The 21,690-nt window shown below is 71.5% G+C and carries 21 protein-coding genes and 1 riboswitch; of the genes, 10 read left to right on the forward strand and 11 right to left on the reverse strand.

Annotated elements, in window-relative coordinates; genetic code table 11:
• Positions 1–62: 62 nt before the first annotated feature.
• The 3 genes from ACFWPT_RS14505 to ACFWPT_RS14515 form a co-directional block, all read right to left on the reverse strand.
• Positions 63–1,097: an NlpC/P60 family protein gene (locus tag ACFWPT_RS14505; protein ID WP_063347278.1), complete on the reverse strand. Its 1,035-nt coding sequence runs from the start codon at positions 1,095–1,097 to the stop codon at positions 63–65.
• A 200-nt stretch (positions 1,098–1,297) separates the two neighbouring features.
• Positions 1,298–2,659 carry an NYN domain-containing protein gene (locus ACFWPT_RS14510; protein WP_380482061.1) on the reverse strand — a complete coding sequence of 454 codons (1,362 nt, stop codon included), beginning with the start codon at positions 2,657–2,659 and terminating at the stop codon, positions 1,298–1,300.
• A gap of 270 nt (positions 2,660–2,929) precedes the next feature.
• Positions 2,930–3,193 carry a hypothetical protein gene (locus tag ACFWPT_RS14515; RefSeq protein WP_063347279.1) on the reverse strand — a complete coding sequence of 88 codons (264 nt, stop codon included), beginning with the start codon at positions 3,191–3,193 and terminating at the stop codon, positions 2,930–2,932.
• A 201-nt stretch (positions 3,194–3,394) separates the two neighbouring features.
• On the opposite strand from ACFWPT_RS14515, the gene ACFWPT_RS14520 reads away from it, so the two are divergent.
• Both ACFWPT_RS14520 and ACFWPT_RS14525 read left to right on the forward strand, forming a co-directional pair.
• On the forward strand, positions 3,395–4,177 hold the full coding sequence (locus tag ACFWPT_RS14520; RefSeq protein WP_063347280.1) for a rhomboid family intramembrane serine protease: 783 nt from the start codon (positions 3,395–3,397) through the stop codon (positions 4,175–4,177).
• Between the two features lie 41 nt (positions 4,178–4,218).
• A complete protein-coding gene (locus tag ACFWPT_RS14525; protein ID WP_063347281.1) occupies positions 4,219–4,500 on the forward strand; it encodes an Lrp/AsnC ligand binding domain-containing protein in 282 nt (93 codons plus the stop codon).
• 27 nt (positions 4,501–4,527) lie between these two features.
• On the opposite strand, the gene ACFWPT_RS14530 is transcribed toward ACFWPT_RS14525, so the two are convergent.
• From ACFWPT_RS14530 to ACFWPT_RS14540, 3 genes are all read right to left on the reverse strand, one after another.
• Complete coding sequence (locus tag ACFWPT_RS14530) at positions 4,528–5,907, reverse strand: aminotransferase class V-fold PLP-dependent enzyme (protein WP_063347282.1); 1,380 nt, start codon at positions 5,905–5,907, stop codon at positions 4,528–4,530.
• 52 nt (positions 5,908–5,959) lie between these two features.
• Positions 5,960–6,077, reverse strand: a riboswitch (SAM riboswitch).
• Positions 6,078–6,184: 107 nt separating this feature from the next.
• On the reverse strand, positions 6,185–7,261 hold the full coding sequence (trpD, locus tag ACFWPT_RS14535) for an anthranilate phosphoribosyltransferase (protein WP_380482019.1): 1,077 nt from the start codon (positions 7,259–7,261) through the stop codon (positions 6,185–6,187).
• A 120-nt stretch (positions 7,262–7,381) separates the two neighbouring features.
• Positions 7,382–7,807 (reverse strand): hypothetical protein, encoded by a 426-nt coding sequence (locus ACFWPT_RS14540; protein WP_063347283.1) that lies wholly within the window; start codon positions 7,805–7,807, stop codon positions 7,382–7,384.
• A gap of 395 nt (positions 7,808–8,202) precedes the next feature.
• On the opposite strand from ACFWPT_RS14540, the gene ACFWPT_RS14545 reads away from it, so the two are divergent.
• The 5 genes from ACFWPT_RS14545 (at position 8,203) to ACFWPT_RS14565 (ending at position 13,009) form a co-directional block, all read left to right on the forward strand.
• Positions 8,203–8,823 (forward strand): heme-copper oxidase subunit III, encoded by a 621-nt coding sequence (locus ACFWPT_RS14545; protein ID WP_063347284.1) that lies wholly within the window; start codon positions 8,203–8,205, stop codon positions 8,821–8,823.
• Between the two features lie 188 nt (positions 8,824–9,011).
• Entirely contained in the window at positions 9,012–9,821 is an 810-nt protein-coding gene (locus tag ACFWPT_RS14550) for a c-type cytochrome (protein WP_063347285.1), read from the forward strand.
• An 8-nt stretch (positions 9,822–9,829) separates the two neighbouring features.
• The gene (locus ACFWPT_RS14555; RefSeq protein ID WP_063347286.1) at positions 9,830–10,882 is read left to right on the forward strand and encodes a ubiquinol-cytochrome c reductase iron-sulfur subunit; all 1,053 of its coding nucleotides are present in this window, start codon (positions 9,830–9,832) and stop codon (positions 10,880–10,882) included.
• Entirely contained in the window at positions 10,879–12,531 is a 1,653-nt protein-coding gene (locus ACFWPT_RS14560; protein ID WP_063347287.1) for a ubiquinol-cytochrome c reductase cytochrome b subunit, read from the forward strand. Before ACFWPT_RS14555 ends, ACFWPT_RS14560 begins: the two co-directional genes overlap by 4 nt.
• Positions 12,532–12,637: 106 nt before the next feature.
• A complete protein-coding gene (locus ACFWPT_RS14565) occupies positions 12,638–13,009 on the forward strand; it encodes a GntR family transcriptional regulator (RefSeq protein WP_063347288.1) in 372 nt (123 codons plus the stop codon).
• A 19-nt stretch (positions 13,010–13,028) separates the two neighbouring features.
• Here the strand turns inward: ACFWPT_RS14565 and ACFWPT_RS14570 are convergent, their stop codons facing one another.
• The 4 genes from ACFWPT_RS14570 to coxB form a co-directional block, all read right to left on the reverse strand.
• Positions 13,029–14,291: an Ig-like domain-containing protein gene (locus ACFWPT_RS14570; RefSeq protein WP_380482021.1), complete on the reverse strand. Its 1,263-nt coding sequence runs from the start codon at positions 14,289–14,291 to the stop codon at positions 13,029–13,031.
• Positions 14,292–14,470: 179 nt separating this feature from the next.
• A complete protein-coding gene (locus ACFWPT_RS14575; protein WP_063347290.1) occupies positions 14,471–14,887 on the reverse strand; it encodes a cytochrome c oxidase subunit 4 in 417 nt (138 codons plus the stop codon).
• Positions 14,887–16,662: a cytochrome c oxidase subunit I gene (gene ctaD, locus ACFWPT_RS14580; RefSeq protein ID WP_063347291.1), complete on the reverse strand. Its 1,776-nt coding sequence runs from the start codon at positions 16,660–16,662 to the stop codon at positions 14,887–14,889. The genes ACFWPT_RS14575 and ctaD overlap by 1 nt, the downstream gene beginning before the upstream one ends.
• Positions 16,659–17,513 carry a cytochrome c oxidase subunit II gene (coxB, locus tag ACFWPT_RS14585; protein WP_380482023.1) on the reverse strand — a complete coding sequence of 285 codons (855 nt, stop codon included), beginning with the start codon at positions 17,511–17,513 and terminating at the stop codon, positions 16,659–16,661. The genes ctaD and coxB overlap by 4 nt, the downstream gene beginning before the upstream one ends.
• A gap of 368 nt (positions 17,514–17,881) precedes the next feature.
• Here coxB and ACFWPT_RS14590 point away from each other — a divergent pair, with 368 nt between their 5' ends.
• Entirely contained in the window at positions 17,882–19,282 is a 1,401-nt protein-coding gene (locus ACFWPT_RS14590) for a cysteine desulfurase/sulfurtransferase TusA family protein (RefSeq protein ID WP_380482025.1), read from the forward strand.
• On the opposite strand, the gene ACFWPT_RS14595 is transcribed toward ACFWPT_RS14590, so the two are convergent.
• Entirely contained in the window at positions 19,275–20,252 is a 978-nt protein-coding gene (locus ACFWPT_RS14595; protein ID WP_063347293.1) for a carbohydrate kinase family protein, read from the reverse strand. The two genes, ACFWPT_RS14590 and ACFWPT_RS14595, sit on opposite strands and share 8 nt — an antisense overlap.
• 280 nt (positions 20,253–20,532) lie before the next feature.
• Here ACFWPT_RS14595 and ACFWPT_RS14600 point away from each other — a divergent pair, with 280 nt between their 5' ends.
• Positions 20,533–20,742, forward strand: a complete 210-nt coding sequence (locus tag ACFWPT_RS14600) for a hypothetical protein (RefSeq protein ID WP_363377787.1) — start codon at positions 20,533–20,535, stop codon at positions 20,740–20,742.
• Positions 20,743–20,855: 113 nt separating this feature from the next.
• Positions 20,856–21,563 carry a hypothetical protein gene (locus ACFWPT_RS14605; protein WP_380482027.1) on the forward strand — a complete coding sequence of 236 codons (708 nt, stop codon included), beginning with the start codon at positions 20,856–20,858 and terminating at the stop codon, positions 21,561–21,563.
• Positions 21,564–21,690 lie beyond the last annotated feature (127 nt).

Genomic DNA, 21,690 nt, shown 5'->3' on the forward strand with positions numbered 1-21,690 from the left:
CCCCGGCCGGAGGGTGGCGTGGATCACAGGCCCGGACGGGGCCCTTCGGGCGTGTCGGACCGTCAGACCCGGCGGATCGTGTTGATCGGCATCGCGTCGACCTTCATCACCTTCACCACGTCGCCGGTGTGCGGCGCGTGCACCACCATGCCGTTGCCGATGTACATCCCGACGTGGTGCCGGTCGGGGCCGTAGATGACCAGGTCGCCCGGCTGGGCCTGGTCCAGCGTGACCTTGGTGCCGACGTTGCCCTGCTCCTGCGAGGTACGCGGCAGCGAGACGCCGGCCTGGCCGTACGCCCAGACCATCAGGCCCGAGCAGTCGAAGGTGGTCGAGCCGGTGGCGCCCCACACGTACGGCGAGCCCTGCTTGCTCATCGCCTTGGCGACGGCCACGCCCGCGTAGCCGCCGGCCTGCGGGAGGCTGCCGAGGTCGGCCCGGTCGCTGCCGCGCGAGGCGCGGTCGTCCTGCTGCTGCTGGGCCCGCAGCGCGGCGCGGTCGGAGGCGCTGAGCGAGTTCAGCAGGTCCTGCGCGGCCTTGAGCTTCTGGTTGACGTCCGTCTTGGCCTGGTTCAGGTCCTTGGTGGTGGAGTCGAGCGAGGCCAGGACGGCGGCGGCCTCGGACTTCTCCTGGTCCAGCCGGCGCTGCTGGTCCAGCAGCCCCTTGAGCGCCTCGGACTCGCTGGCGCTGGCCTGCTGGGCGCTGGACGCCTTCTCCAGGTAGCCGGACGGGTCCGAGGAGAGCATCAGCTGGACGGACGGGTCGATGCCGCCGGTGCGGTACTGCTCGCCCGCCACGCCGGCCAGGCCGGTCTGGAGCTGGGTCATCTCGTCCTGGCTGCGGGCCACCTTGTCCTGCAGCTGGTCGGACTGCTTGCGGAGCTGGTCGGCCCGCTCCTTGGCGCCGTTGTACTTCTCCGCCGCCTGCTCCTGGTCCTGCTGGAGCTGGTCGATCTGCGCCTTGACGTCGCTCTTGCTGGGCTGGGGCGCGGCGTGCGCGGCGACCTGCGCGGAGAGGGCGACCGCGGTCGCCGCGGCAGCGGTGAGCACGGAGACCCGGGCGCGGCTCGGCTGCTTGGGACGGCGGTGGGAGGCCAAGGGAATTGCTCCTTCTTCCATCGGCCTCACCCGATCAGGTGAGAATCCGGAAAATAGGTTTGACGCCACACCCTAGGGAAGATCCACGGGTTTTGCCACTCCCCCGAAGGCGTGAACTCCACTTCCCCCGCAGGCTTCACCGGATGTGCACACCGCCGCAAACCGGGCGCTGACCAGGCGTCATTCCGTCGAGGCAGCCGTCAGGGCCGCGCCAGCCGGTTCAGCAGCAGAACGGAGGCCACGGGGCGCGCGCCCGCCTTCCGCACGCCCTCCGCGACCTCCCGGTCGGTGGACACCACCACCACCGGACGCCCCTGCGGCTCGGCCCGCACCAGACGGCGGATCAGCTCGTCCGCGGTCTCGCCGGTCCGGCTGAACCGCACCCGCACCCCCCGCGGTGGCGCCATGATCACCGGAACGTCCAGGTCCTGCCCGTCGAACACGCAGGTGACCTCCGCCTGCGTGCGCTGGGCCAGCATCGCCAGCCCGCCCAGCAGCCGGATCCGCTGCTGCTCCAGCGGCAGCGTCGGATAGCCCGTCTTGGTCACGTTGTAGCCGTCCACCACCAGGTGCACCTGCGGGATCGCCAGCAGCTGGTCCAGCAGCGCCGGATCGTCGTCGGCCAGACCGCGCCGGGCCACGTCGTGCGGCGAGGCCGCCCCCGGCACCACCGCCTCCACCAGGTCCCCCGGCCGGATCTGGGAGACCGGCAGCGCCAGCTCCCGCTGGAGCCCCTGCGCCGACTGCAGCACCGTGTCCAGCAGCAGCCGCAGCCGCATGTCCTCGACGCTGCGTCCCTCGCGGGCCGACCGGCGGCCCTGCTCGGCCGCCGTCTCCAGCTCGCCGACCCGGTGCCGCAGCCGCCGCGCCTCGGACTCCGCGGCGCCGCGCTCGGCGGCCGCCTGCGCCCTCGCGGCCTCCAGCTCGGCGGTCAGCCGCCTGGTCTCGGCCTGCGCCCGGCGGGTGTCGCTCTCCAGCGAGCGCACCTTCTTCCGCAGCGACTCGGCCTCCCGGCGGACGTCCTCGGACTCCGCACGCTGCCGCTCCAGGTCCGCCCGGGCGGCGGACCGCAGCTCGGCGAGCTCCGCCTGCAGCTTCTCCACCAGCCGGGTGGCCTCGGCGGCCGCGCCCTCGGCGCCGGCCCGCTCGGCCTCCTCCCCGGCCTCGGCCACCAGCCGGCTCCAGCCGGCCGACCGCACCAGGTAGGCGGCGGCCGCGACGTCCATCGGATCGGCGGCGCCCGGGACGCTGCCCGACTCCAACGCCTTCACCAGGTCCGGCTGGCCCAGCCTCAGCCGCTCCGCTATCCGCACCCGGAACGCCGGCTCCGACTCCAGCGCCGCGGCCAGCGCCGTGGCCGCGTACTTGGCCCGCCGGGCCGGGGTGAACTTGACGTACTGGCGCAGGCTCTGCGGGAGCTCGCCGGGCGGCAGCCCGCCGAGCGCGTCCGAGGCCAGGCCGACCACGCGCCGGCGCACGCCTTCGGGCAGCGGCCGGTCCAGCTTCTCGGCAGCACGCTCCGCCACCGCCTCGCCGGAACCCACCGCCTCGCCGGAGCCCACCGCCTCATCGGAACCCGCCGCCTCGCCGACGGCCGCGGGCCCGGACGGGGCCGCGTCGGCGGCCTGCGCCTGCGCGGCGGCAGCAGGCTGAAGCCCCTGCGCTTCGGCGGGCTCCCTCGCTGCGTCCACCACGTCCTCGGCTCCGATCCTGGTCCTACGGGGTCACGGCCCGCGGCCGCCGCCCTGTCGTCACGCTCCGTGCGTCCTGTCTGTATTGTCCCAGCGCGGCGGGCAGGCGCGCCGCGCACCCGCCCCCCGCGCCGTCGGGCGTCAACCCTGCTCGGCGGAGGCCTCCGCGCTCTCGGCGCCCGGACGGGCCACCAGCTCGACCTGGTCCACGGCGTTGCACCAGCGGCAGCGCACCGACTCGATCGTCTCGCTCAGCACCTCGGTCTCCTCGACCTTGGACTCGCCGGCCAGGTCGAAGTGCAGGAACTCGGTGACCCGCGCGGTGCGGGTCACGTCGAAGCGGGTGAGGTTTCCGCACAGGGTGCAGCGCCAGCGCGTCTCGGCGGTCAGGGCGGGGACGGTCATCGGGGGTCCTCTCGGGTGGTCCCTGGGTGGGCTAGGCGCTCCCCCCGGGGCCCCGGCGTCGGCGGCGGGAGGCGGGATTGCCCGCCCCAAGCCTATTGCCTGAGGCAACCATCCCGGCCACCAGTCAGGAGAACGAGCGGGCTAGTCCACCTGCCGTACAAGGCCGTGTCACACGCCCGACACGGAGGGATGCTTGGCCGCATGGCACTGACGGCCCCCGGGCACACCGACGCGCGGGGCGAACGCCCGTCCGTGCCCGCCCCGGCGGTCACCTACGCCCTGATCGCGGTCAACACCCTGGTGTTCCTGCTGGGCCCGGCCGCCGGGCTCAATCCGCTGTACGGCACCGGCCAGTCCCGGCTCTGCGCGGAGCAGCGGTACGAGCAGCGCTGGGGCGTCATCCCCGCCGAGGTGCTGGCCGGCCGCCCGCTGACCGCCGAGCAGCTGGCCCAGGCCCCCGACCCGGCCCCGGGCTGCCCGGCCGCGCCCACCCCGGCCAAGCACCCGGCGCTGTCCGTCCTCACCGGGCTCTTCGTGCACGCGGGCTGGCTGCACCTGCTGGGCAACCTGCTCTTCCTCCACGTCTTCGGCCCCACCGTCGAACAGCGGCTGGGCCGGGCCCGGTTCGCCCTCTTCTACCTGGCCGCCGGCAGTCTGGCCACGTACGGCTTCGCCCTCGCCGAGGCGCACTCCCCGGGCTCCACCCGGGTGCTGATCGGAGCCTCCGGCGCGATCTCCGCCGTCCTCGGCGCCTACCTGCGCTTCCATCCGCGCGCCCGGGTGACGACGCTCGTCCCGCTGCTGCTGTTCCTGCCGCTGCGCTTCCCGGCCTGGCTGGTGCTCGGCCTCTGGTTCGCCCTGCAGTGGTGGTCGGTCCACTCGGCCGGGCCCGGGGTGGCCTATCTGGTCCACGTGATCGGCTTCGCGGCGGGCTTCCTCTACGCCTGCACGGCGGTCAGCCACCCCCCGAGACGACCCGGCTGACGCCCGATACGCTGGCGGCACCCCACAAAGGAGCCCGAACAGTGATCACCGCCATCGTCCTGATCAAGACCAGTGTCGACCGCATCCCGGAGATCGCCGAGGCCATCGCGGCCATCGAGGGCGTCAGCGAGGTGTACTCGGTGACCGGTGGCTACGACCTGGTGGCGATGGTCCGGGTGCGCCGGCACGACGATCTGGCCGCGGTCATCCCGGGCCGGCTGAACAAGGTCCCGGGCGTGGCCCACACCGAGACCCAGATCGCCTTCCGCACCTACTCCCAGCACGACCTCGAGGCCGCCTTCGCCCTCGGTCTGGACGAGTAGGCCCCTCAGCCCTGCCGACCGGGCCCCTCAGCCCTGCCGACGCCCCCGGTCGACCTCCACGGTGGCGACGCAGCGTCCGCCCTCGTTGCGGTAGTTCCACGCGGCACCGTCCGTGACCAGCTCGCGGACGGCGGTCAGGAAGCGGTCGACGTGCTCGTCCGGGGTCCCGGCCCCGAAGCTCACCCGGATCGCGTTCAGGCTGCGCTCGCCGGGCAGCGACGGCTCGGGCGCCCCGCACTCGGAGGGGGAGACCTCTTCGTCCCCGAGCAGGGTGCGCAGCAGCGGGTGCGCACAGAACAGGCCGTCGCGGACCCCGATGCCGTACTCGGCGGACAGCGCGGCCGAGAAGTGCGAGCTGTTCCAGCCCTGGACGACGAAGGACAGCACGCCCACCCGGGCCGCCTCGGCACCGAACAGGTTCAGCACCTTGACCTGCGGGATCTCCGCCAGCCCGGCGGTCAGCCGGGCGATCAGCTGCCGCTCCCGGGCCTCCAGCGCGTCGAAGCCCGCCTCGCTCAGCGCCCGGCAGGCCGAGGCGATCGCATAGGCGCCGATGACGTTCGGCGAGCCGGCCTCGTGCCGGGCCGGGCCGGAGTGCCACTGGACGGCCACCGAGCCGTCGGTCTCCCGGGCCACCGTCCGGGTCGCCCCGCCGCCGGCCAGGTACGGGTCGGCCGCGTCCAGCCAGTCCGCCCGGCCGGCCAGCACACCGGCGCCGAAGGGCGCGTAGATCTTGTGGCCGGAGAAGGCGATCCAGTCGACGTCCAGCTCGCGCACCGAGACCCGGTGGTGCGGGGCCAGCTGGGCGGCGTCCAGCACCACCCGGGCGCCGTGCCGGTGCGCGGTCCCGGTCAGCTCGGCGACCGGCCACAGCTCGCCGGTCACGTTGGAGGCTCCGGTGACGCAGAGCAGCTTGGGGCCCTCGGGCGCCTCGGCGAGCGCGGCGTCCAGGGCGGCGACCGCCTCGGCGTGCGAGCGCGGCGCGCGCAGGTAGTGGACGTCGAGCCCGGCGTGCGCCCAGGGCAGCAGCGAGGCGTGGTGCTCGGTCTCGAAGGCGAACACCCGGGTCCCGGCCGGGACGGCCGAGGCGAGCAGGTTCAGCGAGTCGGTGGTGGCCCGTGTGAAGACCACCTGGTCGCCCTCACGCAGGTCGAGGAACTCGGCGACGGTGCGGCGGCTCTGCTCGAACAGGTCGGTGGACAGCTGGGAGAGGTACCCGGCGCCGCGGTGCACGCTGCCGTAGTAGGGGGCGTAGGCGGAGACGTCGTCCCAGACCCGCTGGAGCGCCGGGGAGCTGGCCGCGTAGTCGAGGGCCGCGTACCCGACCTTCTCGCCGCTGGCGAGCGGGACCTGGACGTCGTGGCCGAGGACGGCGAGGGGGGCGCAGATTTCGGTGGCGACGGACATGAGGATGCACTCCTTCTGGGGGTGTGGGACCCCGGGAGTACTGGTCGTCGGGCGTCCGCGCTTGCCGCACGGACGATTCGCCGAGCGACCCGGTCCTCACCCAGGGCACCCCGCCACGGACGGAGGGTTGCCGGACAGCAAGCTGGGGCTTGACGCTGTCACTCATGACCTGGCCAAGACTCTAGGTCGCGCCCAGCGAGTGGTCAAACAGGCATCCACCATCCGGACAGCCGAGGAGCCCGCGCCGACGTTGCGGCGCGGGCTCCCAAGTACCGCCTCACATCCGGCTGGTGGCCTCCGACCAACGCCGCAGCAGCTCCTGCGCCGCGCCCGAATCGATGGCCTGCTCCGCCCGCGCCATGCCGGCCGCGAGCTGTTCGGTGAGCGGCGCCTCGCCCAGGTCGAGCGCGACCAGCGCCGCCGCCGTGTTCATCAGGACGGCGTCCCGTACGGCCCCGCGCTCGCCCGCCAGCAGCCGACGCGCGACCTCGGCGTTGTACGAGGGGTCCGCCCCGCGCAGCGCCTCGATGCCGACCAGCTCGACGCCGACGTCCCGCGGGTCGAAGGTGGTCTCGGTGACGGTCCCGTCCCGCACGATCCACACCTGCGAGGTGGTGGTGATGGTCAGCTCGTCCAGGCCGTCGTCGCCCCGGAAGACCAGGCCGGTCGAGCCGCGCCGGGCGAGCACGCCGGCGATCAGTGCGGCGAGCCGGGTGTCGAAGCAGCCGATCGCGTGCGAGGTGACCTTGGCCGGGTTGGTCAGCGGGCCGAGGATGTTGAACGCGGTCGGCACCCCGAGGTCGCGCCGGGCGGTGGCGGCGTGCCGCATCGACGGGTGGAACTTGGCCGCGAAGCAGAAGGTCAGCCCGACCTCCTCGGCGATCTCGGCGACCCGCCGGGCCGACAGGTCGAGGCGGACGCCGAGCTTCTCCAGCACGTCCGAGGAGCCGCTGGCCGAGGAGGAGGCCCGGTTCCCGTGCTTGACCACCTTGGCGCCGGCCGCGGCCGCGACGATCGCCGACATGGTGGAGATGTTGACGGTCTTGGCCCGGTCCCCGCCGGTGCCGACGATGTCCACGGCCGGGCCGGGGATGTCCAGCGGCTCGGCGTGCGCGTACATCGCGTCCACCAGGCCGGTGATCTCGTCGACCGTCTCTCCCTTGGCCCGCAGCGCCACCATGAACCCGGCCACCTGGACGGGGGACGCCTCGCCGCTCATGATCCGGTCCATCGCCCACGCGGTGGCCGAGCGGTCGAGGTCCTCCCCCTTCAACAGCGCCGCCAGGACGTCCGGCCAGGTGCGGACCACCTGCGCGGGTGCGGTACCACCGTTCGCAGGGTTCACGTTCACCATGGCTGACTCCAGCTGTTGTCGGGTTCCCCGCGTCGGGGGGACGTCCGTACGGATGGAGTCAGCCTATCGACCAGTCGGGTTCCCGCGGCGGCGTCTTCTCTAGTCGTGAGACGGCACCGCTCAGCGGCTGACGGGCGCCCGCTTGGCCAGCCGTGCCCGCAGCAGGGTGGCGACCGCGCCGGCCAGCGCCACCGGGTCCACCGGGCGGGAGATCGCGGCGTCGGCCCGGCTCCAGGCGGCCAGCCAGGAGTCCTGCGGCCGGCCGATCAGCACCAGCACCGGCGGGCAGCCGTAGATCTCGTCCTTGAGCTGGCGGCCGAGCCCGAGCCCGCCGGCCGGCACCGCCTCGCCGTCCAGGATGCAGAGGTCCACGCCGCCCTTCTCCAGTGCCTTCAGCACCGCCGGGGTGGTCGCGCACTCCAGGTAGGACAGTTCCGGAAGGTCCTCGACGGGCCGGCGGCCGAGTGCCGTCAGCACCTGCTCGCGGGTGTTGCGGTCATCGCTGTAGACGAGGACGGTGAGCGTCTCGTCGGTCGTGTACGCCATGGGCCCTGCTCCCTCAAGTGTGATCCGGACCACGTTCGCCTGATCCGGATGCTACTCCCGATCACCCGTCGCCGAGTCCCCCTCGCGGACCTTCCTCCTCAAGCCGCCGCGCCCGCGACTCACCCGCCCGGAGGACGGCCCGTCACCCGGACCCGTCCAGACCACCCGTACGGCCGATAAGGGGCCCGCGCATTACCCCCGGAGGCTCCGCCAAGCGTGCAACGACGCGCTGGGCAACGGGGTCGCGGGCCCCTTCGAGGAACCGTCAGAAAAGGGACACGCCGCTGCTCAGCCGCCATTGGGGTCCCCCACCGCCCCTCAGGGGGGCATACCGCACGCACCGGACACTCCGAGGGACACCCCCCGGCGTGAAGACGGAATAAGGGACCGACATAATGTCCGTCGTGGCGACAGCAACAGCAGTAGAAACCGGGCACGCGCACGGATCGGTCAACCGGCCGAACATGGTCAGCGTCGGAACGATCGTCTGGCTCAGTTCCGAGTTGATGTTCTTCGCGGCCCTCTTCGCGATGTACTTCACGCTCCGCTCCGTCAAGGGAGCCGAGTTCTGGACCGAGAAGGCGCACGCCCTCAACGTGCCCTTCTCCTCGGTCAACACCACGATCCTGGTGCTCTCCTCGCTGACCTGCCAGCTCGGCGTGTTCGCTGCCGAGCGCGGGGACGTGAAGAAGCTCCGCTCGTGGTTCGTCATCACCTTCGTGATGGGCGCGATCTTCATCGGCGGCCAGATCTTCGAGTACACCGAGCTGGTCAAGAAGGACGGCCTCTCGCTGTCCTCCGACCCGTACGGCACGGTGTTCTACCTGACCACCGGCTTCCACGGTCTGCACGTGACGGGTGGTCTGATCGCCTTCCTGCTGGTCCTGGGACGGACGTACGCAGCCAAGCGCTTCACGCACGAGCAGGCCACCGCCGCGATCGTCGTGTCGTACTACTGGCACTTCGTCGACGTCGTGTGGATCGGCCTGTTCGCGACCATCTACCTGATCAAGTAACCAGCTGATCAGGTCGCTGGCCACCGGCTTCGGTCCCCGCCCTCACCGGCGTCGGGCCGATTCTGCCGGTGGGCGACGCTCCCACCGACCGACCGCGCGCGCAGCCCTAGACAGGCAGCCTCGTGCCGGCCAGACCGGCCGCCGGGTGCACCCACCAGTCGACCAGATCCTGACACCGGGGTTATTCCGTGAAAAAGCTCTCCGCACGACGGCGCCACCCATTGGCGGCGCTGGTCGTCCTACTTCTCGCCCTGGCGGCAACCGGGGGGCTGTACGCCGCGTTCGCGCCCGCCGACAAGGCGCAGGCCGACGTCGCCGCGCAGTCGCTCGCGATCGATGAGGGCAAGAAGCTCTTCGCCGTGGGCTGCTCCTCGTGCCACGGCCTGAACGGCCAGGGCAGCAGCGACGGTCCGAGCCTGGTCGGCGTCGGCTCCGCCTCTGTCGACTTCCAGGTCGGTACCGGCCGCATGCCGGCCCAGCAGCCCGGCGCCCAGGTGCCGCGCAAGAAGAACATCTACTCGCAGGCGGAGATCGACCAGCTCGCCGCCTTCGTCGCTTCGCTCGGCCCCGGCCCGGTGACGCCGACCCCGGAGCAGTACACCTCGACCAACCCGGACGACATCTCCAAGGGTGGCGAGCTGTTCCGCACCAACTGCGCCCAGTGCCACAACTTCGCCGGCCAGGGCGGTGCCCTGACCAAGGGCAAGTACGCCCCGTCGCTGGAGGGCGTGGACGCCAAGCACATCTACGAGGCCATGCAGACCGGCCCGCAGAACATGCCGTCGTTCCCGGACACCACCATGCCCGAGGAGCAGAAGAAGCAGATCGTGGCCTTCGTCCGCCACACCACCTCCGATGAGCCCAACCCCGGTGGTCTCACGCTCGGCAGCCTCGGTCCGGTGACCGAGGGTCTGTTCGGCTGGATCTTCGGTCTCGGCACGCTCATCGCGGTCGCGATCTGGGTCGCCGCCCACACCACCAAGGCCAAGAAGTCATGAGCCACGACATGTCAGAAGAGAAGCTGCCGGAGTCACACGGCTCCGCCGGTGACGTCGCCGCACACGGCGACCCGTTCGCCGACCCGGGCCTTCCGGCCCACGAGCCCCGCCGCACCGACATCGACGAGCGGGCCGCCCAGCGGGCCGAGCGCCAGGTCTCGCTGATGTTCGTGGTCTCGATGCTCGCCACCATCGGCTTCATCGCCTCGTACGTGGCCATCGACCCGGACAAGATCGTCTACATCTTCCCGCTCGGTCACGTCAGCGCGCTGAACTTCGCGCTCGGCATGACCCTGGGCGTCGCGCTGTTCATGATCGGCGCGGGTGCGGTCCACTGGGCCCGCACGCTGATGTCGGACGTCGAGCTGCCGGCCGAGCGCCACCCGATCGAGGCTGACGACGAGGTCCGCGCGGACGTCATCGAGCAGTTCAAGACCGGTGCCGCCGAGTCCGGCTTCGGCCGCCGCAAGATGATCCGCAACACCCTCATCGGCTCCATGGCGCTGGTCCCGCTCTCCGGCGTGGTCCTGCTCCGCGACCTCGGGCCGCTGCCCGAGAAGAAGCTGAAGGAGACGGGCTGGAACGAGGCGACCCCGGCCCAGCCCCTGCAGCTCATCAACATGAACACCAACCTGCCGATGAAGGCCGAGGACATCGTCATCGGCTCGCTGACCTTCGCCATGCCCGAGGGTCTGCACGTCCACGACGAGGACTTCCAGCAGGCGATCGCCAAGGACGCCCTGATGCTGGTGCGCATCGCACCGGACGACATCAAGGACGACCGGTCGCGGGAGAAGGGCTTCGAGGGCATCCTCGCCTACTCCAAGATCTGCACCCACGTCGGCTGCCCGATCAGCCTGTACGAGCAGCAGACCCACCACGCGCTCTGCCCCTGCCACCAGTCGACCTTCGACCTGGCGGACGGCGCGCGCGTGATCTTCGGCCCGGCCGGCCACCCGCTGCCGCAGCTGAAGATCATCACTGACGAGAAGGGCTACCTGGTCGCCACCGGCGACTTCGACGAGCCCGTCGGCCCGAGCTACTGGGAGCGTGCTCGATGAGTACGAGCAGCACCACCGGTGCCGCCAAGCCCGCCAGCACGCGCGCCAAGCCCGCCAACAAGTGGGAGGCCGCTGCTGACTGGACGGACGGCCGGGTGGGGATCTACTCCCTCGCCAAGGCCAACCTGCGCAAGATCTTCCCGGACCACTGGTCCTTCATGCTGGGCGAGATCTGCCTCTACACGTTCGTCATCATCATCCTGACCGGTGTCTATCTGACGCTGTTCTTCAAGCCGTCGATGGCCGAGGTCGTCTACAACGGCTCGTACGTACCGCTCAAGGGCATCGGGATGTCCGAGGCGTACGCCTCGACGGTGGACATCAGCTTCGAGGTCCGCGGCGGTCTGCTGATCCGGCAGATCCACCACTGGGCCGCCCTGGTCTTCGTGGCCGCGATGCTCGTGCACATGATGCGCGTGTTCTTCACCGGCGCGTTCCGCAAGCCGCGTGAGATCAACTGGGTCTTCGGCTTCCTGCTGCTGATCCTGGGCATGTTCGACGGCTTCTTCGGCTACTCGCTGCCGGACGACCTGCTGTCGGGTACCGGTATCCGGTTCATGGAAGGCGCGATCCTCGCCGTCCCGCTGGTCGGCACCTACATCCAGATGTTCCTGTTCGGGGGCGAGTTCCCCGGCCACGACATCGTGCCGCGCTTCTTCACGATCCACGTGCTGCTGATCCCGGGCATCATGCTCGGCCTGCTGGTGGCCCACCTGATCCTGGTCTTCTACCACAAGCACACCCAGTGGGCGGGCCCGGGCAAGACCGAGAAGAACGTCGTCGGCATGCCGCTGATGCCGGTCTACATGGCCAAGGCCGGTGGCTTCTTCTTCCTGGTGTTCGGTCTGATCGCCGCCATCTCGGCGATCGCCACGATCAACCCGATCTGGGCGTATGGCCCGTACCGCCCGGACCAGGTGTCCACGGACGCCCAGCCCGACTGGTACATGGGCTTCTCCGAAGGCCTGATCCGCGTCATGCCGGGCTGGGAGGTCGGCCTGTGGGGCCACACCCTGAACCTGGGTGTCTTCATCCCGCTGATGATCTTCCCGCTGGTCCTGGTCTCGATCGCGGTCTACCCGTTCATCGAGGGCTGGATCACCGGCGACAAGCGCGAGCACCACATCCTGGACCGCCCGCGCAACGCGCCCGTCCGCACCGCGCTCGGCGCCGCCTGGATCAGCCTGTACCTGGTGCTGCTGGTCGGTGGTGGCAACGACCTGTTCGCCACCCACCTGCACCTGTCGATCAACTCGATCACCTACTTCGTCCGCGTCGGCTTCTTCGCGGTCCCGGTCATCACCTTCATCATCACCAAGCGCTGGTGCCTCGGCCTCCAGCGCCGGGACAAGGAGAAGGTGCTGCACGGCCGCGAGACGGGCGTCATCAAGCGCCTGCCGCACGGCGAGTTCGTCGAGGTGCACGCCCAGCTGCCGCAGAAGGACCTGTACAAGCTCACCGCGCACGAGCAGGTCCAGCCGGTCGAGCTGCCGGCCCAGACGGACGAGAACGGCGTGGCCGGCAAGGCCGGCCTGATCGGCCGCACCCGGGCCAAGCTGTCCCGCGGCTTCTACGGCGGCGGCGCCCAGATCCCCAAGCCGACCTCCGAGGAGCACCACGAGATCACCAGCGGCCACGGCCACCACTGATCCCGTACGCCCCGCAGCGTCACACCCGAGGGCCGCTGACCAGAGTTCTTCTGGTCGGCGGCCCTCGGGCTTTCCCGTCCCCCGTCCGCACCCTCCAGGAGCTCCCGTGCAGCTGTCCGTCGACCCCGCCGCCGCCACTCCCCCGTACGAGCAGATCCGGGCCCAGATCGCCGAGCGGGCCCGTTCCGGCGAACTGCCGACCGGGCTGCGGCTGCCCACCGTCCGGGCCCTGGCCGAGGAGCTGGGGCTGGCCGCCGGGACGGTCGCCCGAGCGTACCGGGAACTGGAGGCGGACGGCGTGGTGGAGACCCACGGCCGGCGCGGCACGCTGATCGCGGCCACCGGCGACACCGCGCACCGGCTGGCCGCCGCGGCCGCCGCCGAGTACGCCGAGCGGGCGACCCGGCTCGGGCTCCCGCGGGCGGACGCGCTGGCCGCCGTGGACGCCGCCCTGCGGCTGGCCTACCAGGAGGCCTGAGAAGGCGCTCCAGGGGCCCTCAGGCCTCCGGGCGGATCATCCCCGAGGCGTGGGCCTGGGAGGGCGGCACGGTGGTGCTGACGGGCTGCCCGAGGGCGCTGTGCTTGATCCAGTCCGTCCAGGAGATGTTCCAGTCCCCGAAGCCGTTGCCGAAGGGCTCCATGGTGGCGCCGCGGCTGTTCACCACCGTCACCAGGTCCCCCACCCTGGTGTTCTGGAAGTACCACTTGGCGTTCTCGGTGCTCATGCCGGTACAGCCGTGGCTGACGTTCTCCAGGCCCTGCGAGCGGACCGACCAGGGCGCCGCGTGGACGTACTCGCCGCTCCAGGTGACCCGGGTGGCCCACTCCACGTTGAGGTCGTAGAACTCAGAGCTCCCGGCCTTTATCCCGATCGTCTCGCCGTTCATCCGGACGGACCGCTCCTGGCCGAGCACCACCTTGACGCCGTTGCGGGTGTCGAAGCCGGGCTTGCCGGTGGTCACCGGGATGCTCCGGAGCAGCTCGCCGTCACGGCTGAGGGTGAGCAGGTGGGCGGCCGCGTCGACCACCGTCTCGACCCGTGCCCCGATCCGCAGGCCCAGCGTGCTGCGGTCGCCGCCGTAGAGGCCGTCCGCGATCCGGACGCCGGTGCCGTCGAAGGCCAGCGAGACGGTGGTGCCGGCCGGCCAGTACTCCTGCGGGCGGAAGTGCAGTTCCTTGTCGCCCACCCAGTACCAGGCGCCGGTGACGGCGGGCTGGGAGCTGACGGTCAGGACGCGCTCGACCTCCTGGCGGGCCTGCGGGTCCTGCACCGCCTCGGAGAGCTGCACGGTGAGCGGCTGGCCGACGCCGTAGATGCCGCTGCCGGAGGAGTCCGGGCCCAGCTTGGCGGTGAGCAGGCGCTGGGCGGCGAGGGTGCTGAAGTCCGCCGTGGTGTCGCCGCGGCCGCCCTTGCCGTCGTCGGCGGCGATCCGCACCGAGTAGTCGGTGTCGGCCTTCAGCCGGCCGGTGGTCTGCCAGCTGCGCTGGTCCTCGGCGAGCTGACCGGCCACCACCCGGCCGTCCGGGCCGGTCACGGTGACGTCGGTGAGCCGGCTGCCGGGCACGGACGTCACCGTGACCGGTTTGGAGGGGTCGACCTTGCCCTCGCCCTCGGCCGAGAGATGGACGAGCACGGCCGCGTCGATCCGGTGGGGGCCGACCGCCTCGCCGCCGCCGGACGAGCAGGCGGCCAGCGGGGCCAGTACTGCGAGGGTCAGCGAGATGCCGCCGATACCTGCGATTCCGCGCCTGTCGGCCATGAAACGCCTCCGAGGGTCCGCACGATTGCTCAGATCGTAGGAACGAGGCCCGCCGAAGCGACATCGGAGCGCCCCCGCGTTCACCCGGGTGAGTGAGTTCGTCACCCTGGAGACGCAACGGGGCCGGTCCTCCCCGTGCGGGAGGACCGGCCCTGTCGTCGTCGGCGGAACCCGGGAACCTACTGGTTCTGGTTCTCGCCCCGGTAGAACTCGAAGACCCAGCCGAAGAGGCCGATCAGGATGATCGGGATCGACCAGAACAGCAGCCACCAGCCGAAGATCACTCCGAGGAACGCCAGCGAGCCGCCGATCGCCAGGGAGAGCGGCTGCCAGCTGTGCGGGGCGAAGAAGCCCAGCTCGCCGGCGTCGTCCGCCACCTCGGCCTCGGGGTTGTCACCCGCGCCGCTGTCCACCCGGCGGGCGGTGAAGGCGAGGTAGTACCCGATGAAGGCGCAGAGCGCGAAGGCGAGGAACAGCGCCGTGGTGCCGGCCGCCTCGATCCCGTGCTCCGAGTGGTTGGTCCACAGGCCGTAGGTGACGGCCATCGCGAGGACGAAGACCGCCAGCCCGAGGAAGATCTTTCCCTGTTCCTTCATCAGACGTCGCCCTCCTTCTTGCCCTTGTCCAGCTTCGGGGCGTCGTACTTCGCCGGGGTCACGCCGGCGAGGTGCTTGGCCGGCTCACCGTGGTTCTCCAGGTAGTCCAGCGCGGCGATCTCCGGGTGGTGGAGGTCGAAGGCCGGGGATTCGGAGCGGATCCGGGGCAGGGTGAGGAAGTTGTGCCGCGGCGGCGGGCAGGAGGTCGCCCACTCCAGCGAGCGGCCGTAGCCCCACGGGTCGTCGACCTCGACCTTCTCGCCGTACTTGGCCGTCTTCCACACGTTGTAGAGGAACGGCAGCATCGAGGCGCCGAGCACGAACGAGCCGATGGTCGAGACGGTGTTCAGCGTGGTGAAGCCGTCCGAGGCCAGGTAGTCGGCGTAGCGGCGGGGCATGCCCTCCGCGCCGAGCCAGTGCTGGACCAGGAAGGTGGTGTGGAAGCCGAAGAACAGCGTCCAGAAGGTGATCTTGCCGAGGCGCTCGTCCAGCATCTTGCCGGTCATCTTCGGCCACCAGAAGTGGAAGCCGGCGAACATCGCGAAGACGACGGTGCCGAAGACCACGTAGTGGAAGTGGGCGACGACGAAGTACGAGTCCGAGACGTGGAAGTCGATCGGCGGGGAGGCCAGCAGCACACCGGTCAGACCACCGAAGAGGAAGGTGACCAGGAAGCCGACCGTCCAGAGCATCGGCGTCTCGAAGCTCAGCGAGCCCTTCCACATGGTGCCGACCCAGTTGAAGAACTTCACACCGGTCGGGACCGCGATCAGGAAGGTCATGAAGGAGAAGAACGGCAGCAGCACCTGCCCGGTGACGTACATGTGGTGCGCCCACACCGTCACCGACAGACCGGCGATCGCGATGGTGGCCGCGATCAGGCCGGAGTAGCCGAACATCGGCTTGCGGCTGAAGACCGGGATGATCTCCGACACGATGCCGAAGAACGGCAGCGCGATGATGTACACCTCGGGGTGGCCGAAGAACCAGAACAGGTGTTGCCACAGCATCGCCCCGCCGTTGGCGGGATCGAATACGTGGGCCCCGAATTTACGGTCCGCCTCCAGGGCGAACAGCGCGGCGGCCAGGACCGGGAAGGCCAGCAGGACCAGCACGGCGGTCAGCAGGACGTTCCAGACGAAGATCGACATCCGGAACATCGTCATGCCGGGGGCGCGCATGCAGATGATCGTGGTGATGAAGTTGACCGCACCGAGGATCGTGCCGAAGCCGGAGAAGGCCAGGCCCATGATCCACATGTCGGCGCCGACGCCCGGCGAACGGACCGCGTCCGACAGCGGGGAGTAGGCGAACCAGCCGAAGTTGGCCGCGCCGTTCGGGGTCAGGAAGCCCGCCACCGCGATGGTCGAGCCGAAGAGGTACAGCCAGTACGCGAACATGTTCAGACGCGGGAACGCCACGTCCGGGGCGCCGATCTGGAGCGGCATGATCCAGTTCGCGAAGCCGGCGAACAGCGGCGTCGCGAACATCAGCAGCATGATCGTGCCGTGCATCGTGAACGCCTGGTTGAACTGCTCGTTCGACAGGATCTGGGTCCCGGGACGAGCCAGCTCGGCGCGCATGACCAGCGCGAGGATGCCGCCGATCAGGAAGAAGGCGAACGACGTGCCCAGGTACAGGGTGCCGATCGTCTTGTGGTCGGTGGTGGTCAGCCACTTGATGATGGTCGAACCCGGCTTGCGGGTCCGCTGCGCCCCGACCGTGACGGCCCCGGCGCCCCCGCCGGCCGCGGCGGGCTCGTTGAGGATGGTCACTTCTCTTCACTTCCCATGGTCGTGATGCCGGAGGGCAACGCGCCGGTCTGGCCCTTGGCCCGGAGGTCCGCCAGGTGCTTGTCGTAGTCGGCGCGGTCGACGACCTTGACGTTGAACAGCATGCGCGAGTGGTCGACGCCACAGAGCTCCGCGCACTTGCCCATGTACTCGCCCTTGACGGTGGGGGTGACCTCGAACCTGTTCACCACGCCCGGCACGACGTCCATCTTCATCATGAAGTTGACGGGCCAGAAGTCGTGGATGACGTCACGCGAGGTCAGCCGGAACTGCACCGACTCGTTGACCGGCAGCCAGAGCGTCGGAACGTCCCTGGGCGTACCGACGTCGTACGCGGCGTCCTTGTTGGCCGGGTCGGGGTCCTCGGTGTTCTCGTAGTTGAACGCCCAGCTCCACTGGAAGCCGACCACGTTGACCGTGTGCTGCGGCTTCTCGGAGACGGCGATCAGCTTCGACTCGTCGCGGGCGACGAAGTAGAAGAGCACCGACACGATGATGATGGGGACCGCGGTGTAGAGCGCCTCGATGGGCACGTTGTACCGGGTCTGCGGGGGGACCTCCACGCCGGTGCGGCTGCGCCGGTGGAAGATCACGCTCCAGATGATCAGACCCCACATCAGTACGCCGACCACCAGCGCCGCGATCCAGGAGCCCTGCCACATCTGGAGGACCATCGGCCCTTCCTTGGTGACGGGGCTCGGGAGGCCAAGCCTGGGGAGGTCGTTGGCCGAGCAGCCGGTGGCGGTCGCGATGACGAGGCCCAGTGCCAGCGCCTGAGGCAGCTTCCGCCGCATCGTGCGCCGCGGCGAGCGGTCGGAGCCGTTGGGACTCACGTAGCGCCTTCCCGAAGTCTCGCCCGCCTTCGCGTCGCCCCGCGGAGGATTGTGAGCCTCCCCGGCGACCCGTCCACGGGCACGGTTTGAATGCTTATGCGGGCCAAACCCTACTCCAGCCTTATGCGCTCCTGACGGGCAGCCCCCGGTAACGCGCCGCCCGGTCGCCCGATCAGGCCCGGCAGGGGCTGCGTCGCAGGTCATCGTAGGCATTCGAGGTCCTTACGCCCGATCGGGGGATGACCTCGAACTACGCGGGTGACGGTCCGTCGGACGCGGACGAAGCGGACATTCGGGGTGATCGACTGACGGCCGGTAAGCGATGTCGTCGGACCGGAACGGCTCCGGGTGTGTCGTTAAATGTGACCGTGTACTTCGATGCGGCCTCGACGGCTCCTCTGCACCCCGTCGCACGGCAGGCGCTGACCGCCGCCCTGGACGAGGGCTGGGCCGATCCGGCCCGGCTGTACCGCTCCGGCCGGCAGGCCCGGATGCTGTTGGACGCCGCCCGCGAGACGGTGGCCGAGGCCCTGGGCGCCCGGGCGGACGAGATCTCCTTCACCGCGAGCGGGACGCAGGCGGTGCAACTCGGCATCCTGGGCGCGCTGGCCGGCCACCGGCGGCGCGGCGGCCACCTGGTGCACTCGGCGGTCGAGCACTCCAGCGTGCTGCACGTCGCCGAGCGTCAGGAGGCGGGCGGGGGCACCGTCTCGGTGGCGCCGGTGGACCGCGCCGGCCGGGTCGACCCGGACGTGTTCGCCGCGCTGCTGCGCGCGGACACCGCGCTGGCCGTCCTGCAGAGCGCCAACCACGAGGTGGGGACGGTCCAGCCGGTCGGCGAGGTCGCCGGACACTGCCGCGAGGCCGGTGTCCCGCTGCTGGTCGACGCCGCGCAGAGCGTCGGGCGGATGGACGTCCCGGCGGGCTGGTCGCTGCTGACCGCCAGCGCGCACAAGTGGGGCGGGCCGCCCGGCGTCGGGGTGCTGGCGGTGCGCAAGGGCGTCCGGTACGCCTCGCCGCTGCCGGCCGACGAACGCGAGGGCGGGCGGGTGCCCGGCTACGTCAACGTCCCGGCGATCGTCGCCGCGGCCGCCTCGCTGCGGGCCGTCCGGGCCGAGGCCGCGCGGGAGAACGCCCGGCTCCACGCGCTGGTGGAGCGCATCCGGGCCCGGGTGCCGCAGCTGGTGCCCGAGGTGGAGGTGGTCGGCGACCCGGTGCGGCGGCTGCCGCACATCGTCACCTTCTCCTGCCTGTACGTGGACGGCGAGGTGCTGCTCACCGAACTGGACCGGGCGGGCTTCGCGGTCTCCTCCGGCTCCTCCTGCACCTCCTCCACCCTGACGCCGAGCCATGTGCTGGCCGCGATGGGGGTGCTCACCGAGGGGAACGTCCGGGTCTCGCTGCCGCCCGGGACGGCCGAGGCCGACGTCGAACGCTTCCTCACCGTGCTGCCGGAGCTGGTCGCGGGCGTCCGGGCGCCGCTCGGGCTGGACCTGCCGGCCCCGGAGCCGGAGCCGGCGGCCGGGCCCCTGCTGGTGATCGACGCGCTGGGCAAGCGCTGCCCGCTGCCGGTGATCGAGCTGGCGAAGCGGATCGGCGAGGTGCCGGAGGGCGGCACGGTCGCCGTGCTCGCGGACGACGAGGCGGCCCGGCTGGACATCCCGGCCTGGTGCGGGATGCGCGGTCAGGAGTACGCGGGCGAGGCCCCGGCCGCCGACTACGGCGGCGACCGGGGCTCGGCCTACCTCGTCGTCCGGCGGACTACTTGACCAGGTGCGCGCGGACGTCCGCGGCGGCCTCGGCGCCGTAGGCGTCCTCGAAGCGCTTCAGGAAGGCGGTCGGGCGCAGCTCGTACTCCTGGGTGCCGACGGTCTCGATCACCAGGGTGGCGAGCATGCAGCCGAGCTGGGCGGCGCGCTCCAGGTCGAGCTGCCAGGACAGGCCGGTCAGGAAGCCGGCCCGGAAGGCGTCGCCGACGCCGGTCGGGTCGACCTTCGCCTCCTCGGCGGCGCAGCCGACCAGGATCGCCGCCTCGCCCTTGCGCTCGATCCGCACGCCCTTGCTGCCCAGGGTGGTGATCCGGGTGCCGACCCGGGTGAGGATCTCCTCGGCGTCCCAGCCGGTCTTGCTCTCGATCAGTGCGGCCTCGTACTCGTTGGTGAAGAGGTACGCGGCGCCGTCGACGATGTCGCGGATGTCGTCGCCGTCCAGGCGGGCCAGCTGCTGGGAGGGGTCGGCGGCGAAGGCGAAGCCCCGGGTGCGGCACTCCTGGGTGTGGCGGACCATGCCCTGCGGGTCGTCGGCACCGATCAGGACGAGGTCGAGGCCGCCGACGCGGTCGGCGATCGGCTTGAGCTCGATGTTGCGGGCCTCCGCCATGGCACCGGTGTAGAACGAGGCGATCTGGTTGTGGTCCTCGTCCGTGGTGCACATGAAGCGGGCGGTGTGCCGGGTCTCGGAGATGTGGACGGAGTTGCAGTCCACGTTGTTGCGCTCCAGCCAGCTGCGGTACTCGGCGAAGTCCGCGCCGGCCGCGCCGACCAGGATCGGGCGGAGCCCGAGCACGCCCATGCCGAACGCGATGTTCGGCGCGACTCCGCCGCGGCGGATGTCCAGGGTGTCGACCAGGAAGGACAGCGACACGGTGTGCAGCTGCTCGGCGACGAGCTGGTCGGCGAACCGACCGGGGAACGTCATCAGGTGGTCGGTGGCGATCGAGCCGGCGACGGCGATACGCACGGGAGGTCTCCTCAGGATGGCTGCGGGGCCAACGGGCAAGCACGGGTGAACCCACACACGGTACCGGGCTCGGGGCGGGCGGCAGCAAGACCGCCGCAATCCGCCGGCCCGCAGTGCCATCGTGGCACCCGTCACCGTCGAACGTGTACTACCTCCGGGTAGCACTGGTGGGTGGGCCGAACCCCGGCCTAGGGTCGGCAGCAGGGGCCCCGCCGAGCCGGGCGGGCCCCGTCGTCGACCGTGGCAGTGCGGCCACGGCCATGGATCGGAGCGATGCCCGATGATGCCCAGCCACGCCCCGCTGTCCGCCCTCCGGACCGAAGCCGACGGCGAGAGCCTCGACGCGCTGGTGAGTTCGTCCCGGCGGCTGCGCCGGTTCTGGCCGCTGCTGGCGACCGGTCCCGAGCCGGCCGCGCCCGCCCGGGAGGGGTTCCGGGTGCCGTCCGACGCGCAGCGGCTGGTCGCCGGGATGGCCGAGTACGGCATGTGACCCGGCGCCCGCCCCGGCCCGGGGCGGGTGGAACCGGATCCGACCGGGTCACGTCACATCCGCGCGGAGCGGCCGAGCGGGCGGCACCGCTGAGCCCTCGGGAGGATGTGCAGATGGACCTGGAGACGATGCCCCGGCGCGGTCGGCGGGCGGTGGCCCTGGCGGGCCTGGCGCTGGCGGCGGTGGTGACGGTGGCCGGGTGCAACGGGGACGGCAAGACCTCCTCGGACGCGGCGGCGGGCGGCGCGGCCACGACCTCGGCGGGCGCGAGCGCCTCCCCGGAGGCCCCGGCGTCCTCCGGCGCCCCGTCCGCGCCGGCTCCGACGGCTCCGGCGGCGAGCCCGTCGGCCACGTCGGACCAGCCCGGCCAGACGCCGCCGACCAAGTGGGCCCCCACCCCGGCCTCGCCCGCCCCCGGGCAGCCGTCGACGGCCGGCTCCGGGGGCACTCCCCCGGACCCCGGGATCGCGGTGGGCGAGCCCGACCCGGCCGGGTCGGGGGCGCGCCCGGCGGTCTCCTACCGGGTGGACGGCAGCAACGGGCTCACCGTCTACTTCTTCGGCGGGGTCTGCCAGAAGTACGCGCTGAAGGCGGACGAGTCGCACCCCGGCCGGGTGGACGTCAGGATCGTGGTGGCGGCGCCGGTGCAGCCCGGGCAGGTCTGCAACGCGCTGGCCAAGCGGCAGTCGGTGACCGCCGATCTGCGCTCGCCGCTGGCCGGGCGGACGGTGACCGACCAGTCGAGCGGCCAGAACGTGCCGCTGGAGGCCGATCCGCACATGGGGCCGGACCCGGTCACTCCGGACGTCGCCGGCCAGTAGCCGCGACGACCCAGTAGCCGCGACAACGGTGTGGAACGCGGAGGCGGGGTGGCGGGGGGGTGGGAGGGCGCCGCCCCGGAGAAACCGGCGGAGCACTCCGGGCGCAGCGGGGGGGGTGCGGCGGACT

The organism is Kitasatospora sp. NPDC058478, from assembly GCF_042720345.1.
GTDB lineage: Bacteria > Actinomycetota > Actinomycetes > Streptomycetales > Streptomycetaceae > Kitasatospora.

Coding starts and splice junctions, on each gene's coding strand:
- ACFWPT_RS14515 (WP_063347279.1), bottom strand. CDS start 3,193: ATGACCGTCCCCGCCCTGACCGCCGAGACGCGCTGGCGCTGCACCCTG.
- ACFWPT_RS14520 (WP_063347280.1), top strand. CDS start 3,395: ATGGCACTGACGGCCCCCGGGCACACCGACGCGCGGGGCGAACGCCCG.
- ACFWPT_RS14530 (WP_063347282.1), bottom strand. CDS start 5,907: ATGTCCGTCGCCACCGAAATCTGCGCCCCCCTCGCCGTCCTCGGCCAC.
- trpD (WP_380482019.1), bottom strand. CDS start 7,261: ATGGTGAACGTGAACCCTGCGAACGGTGGTACCGCACCCGCGCAGGTG.
- ACFWPT_RS14540 (WP_063347283.1), bottom strand. CDS start 7,807: ATGGCGTACACGACCGACGAGACGCTCACCGTCCTCGTCTACAGCGAT.
- ACFWPT_RS14545 (WP_063347284.1), top strand. CDS start 8,203: ATGTCCGTCGTGGCGACAGCAACAGCAGTAGAAACCGGGCACGCGCAC.
- ACFWPT_RS14555 (WP_063347286.1), top strand. CDS start 9,830: ATGTCAGAAGAGAAGCTGCCGGAGTCACACGGCTCCGCCGGTGACGTC.
- ACFWPT_RS14560 (WP_063347287.1), top strand. CDS start 10,879: ATGAGTACGAGCAGCACCACCGGTGCCGCCAAGCCCGCCAGCACGCGC.
- ACFWPT_RS14570 (WP_380482021.1), bottom strand. CDS start 14,291: ATGGCCGACAGGCGCGGAATCGCAGGTATCGGCGGCATCTCGCTGACC.
- ACFWPT_RS14575 (WP_063347290.1), bottom strand. CDS start 14,887: ATGAAGGAACAGGGAAAGATCTTCCTCGGGCTGGCGGTCTTCGTCCTC.
- ACFWPT_RS14600 (WP_363377787.1), top strand. CDS start 20,533: ATGATGCCCAGCCACGCCCCGCTGTCCGCCCTCCGGACCGAAGCCGAC.
- ACFWPT_RS14605 (WP_380482027.1), top strand. CDS start 20,856: ATGGACCTGGAGACGATGCCCCGGCGCGGTCGGCGGGCGGTGGCCCTG.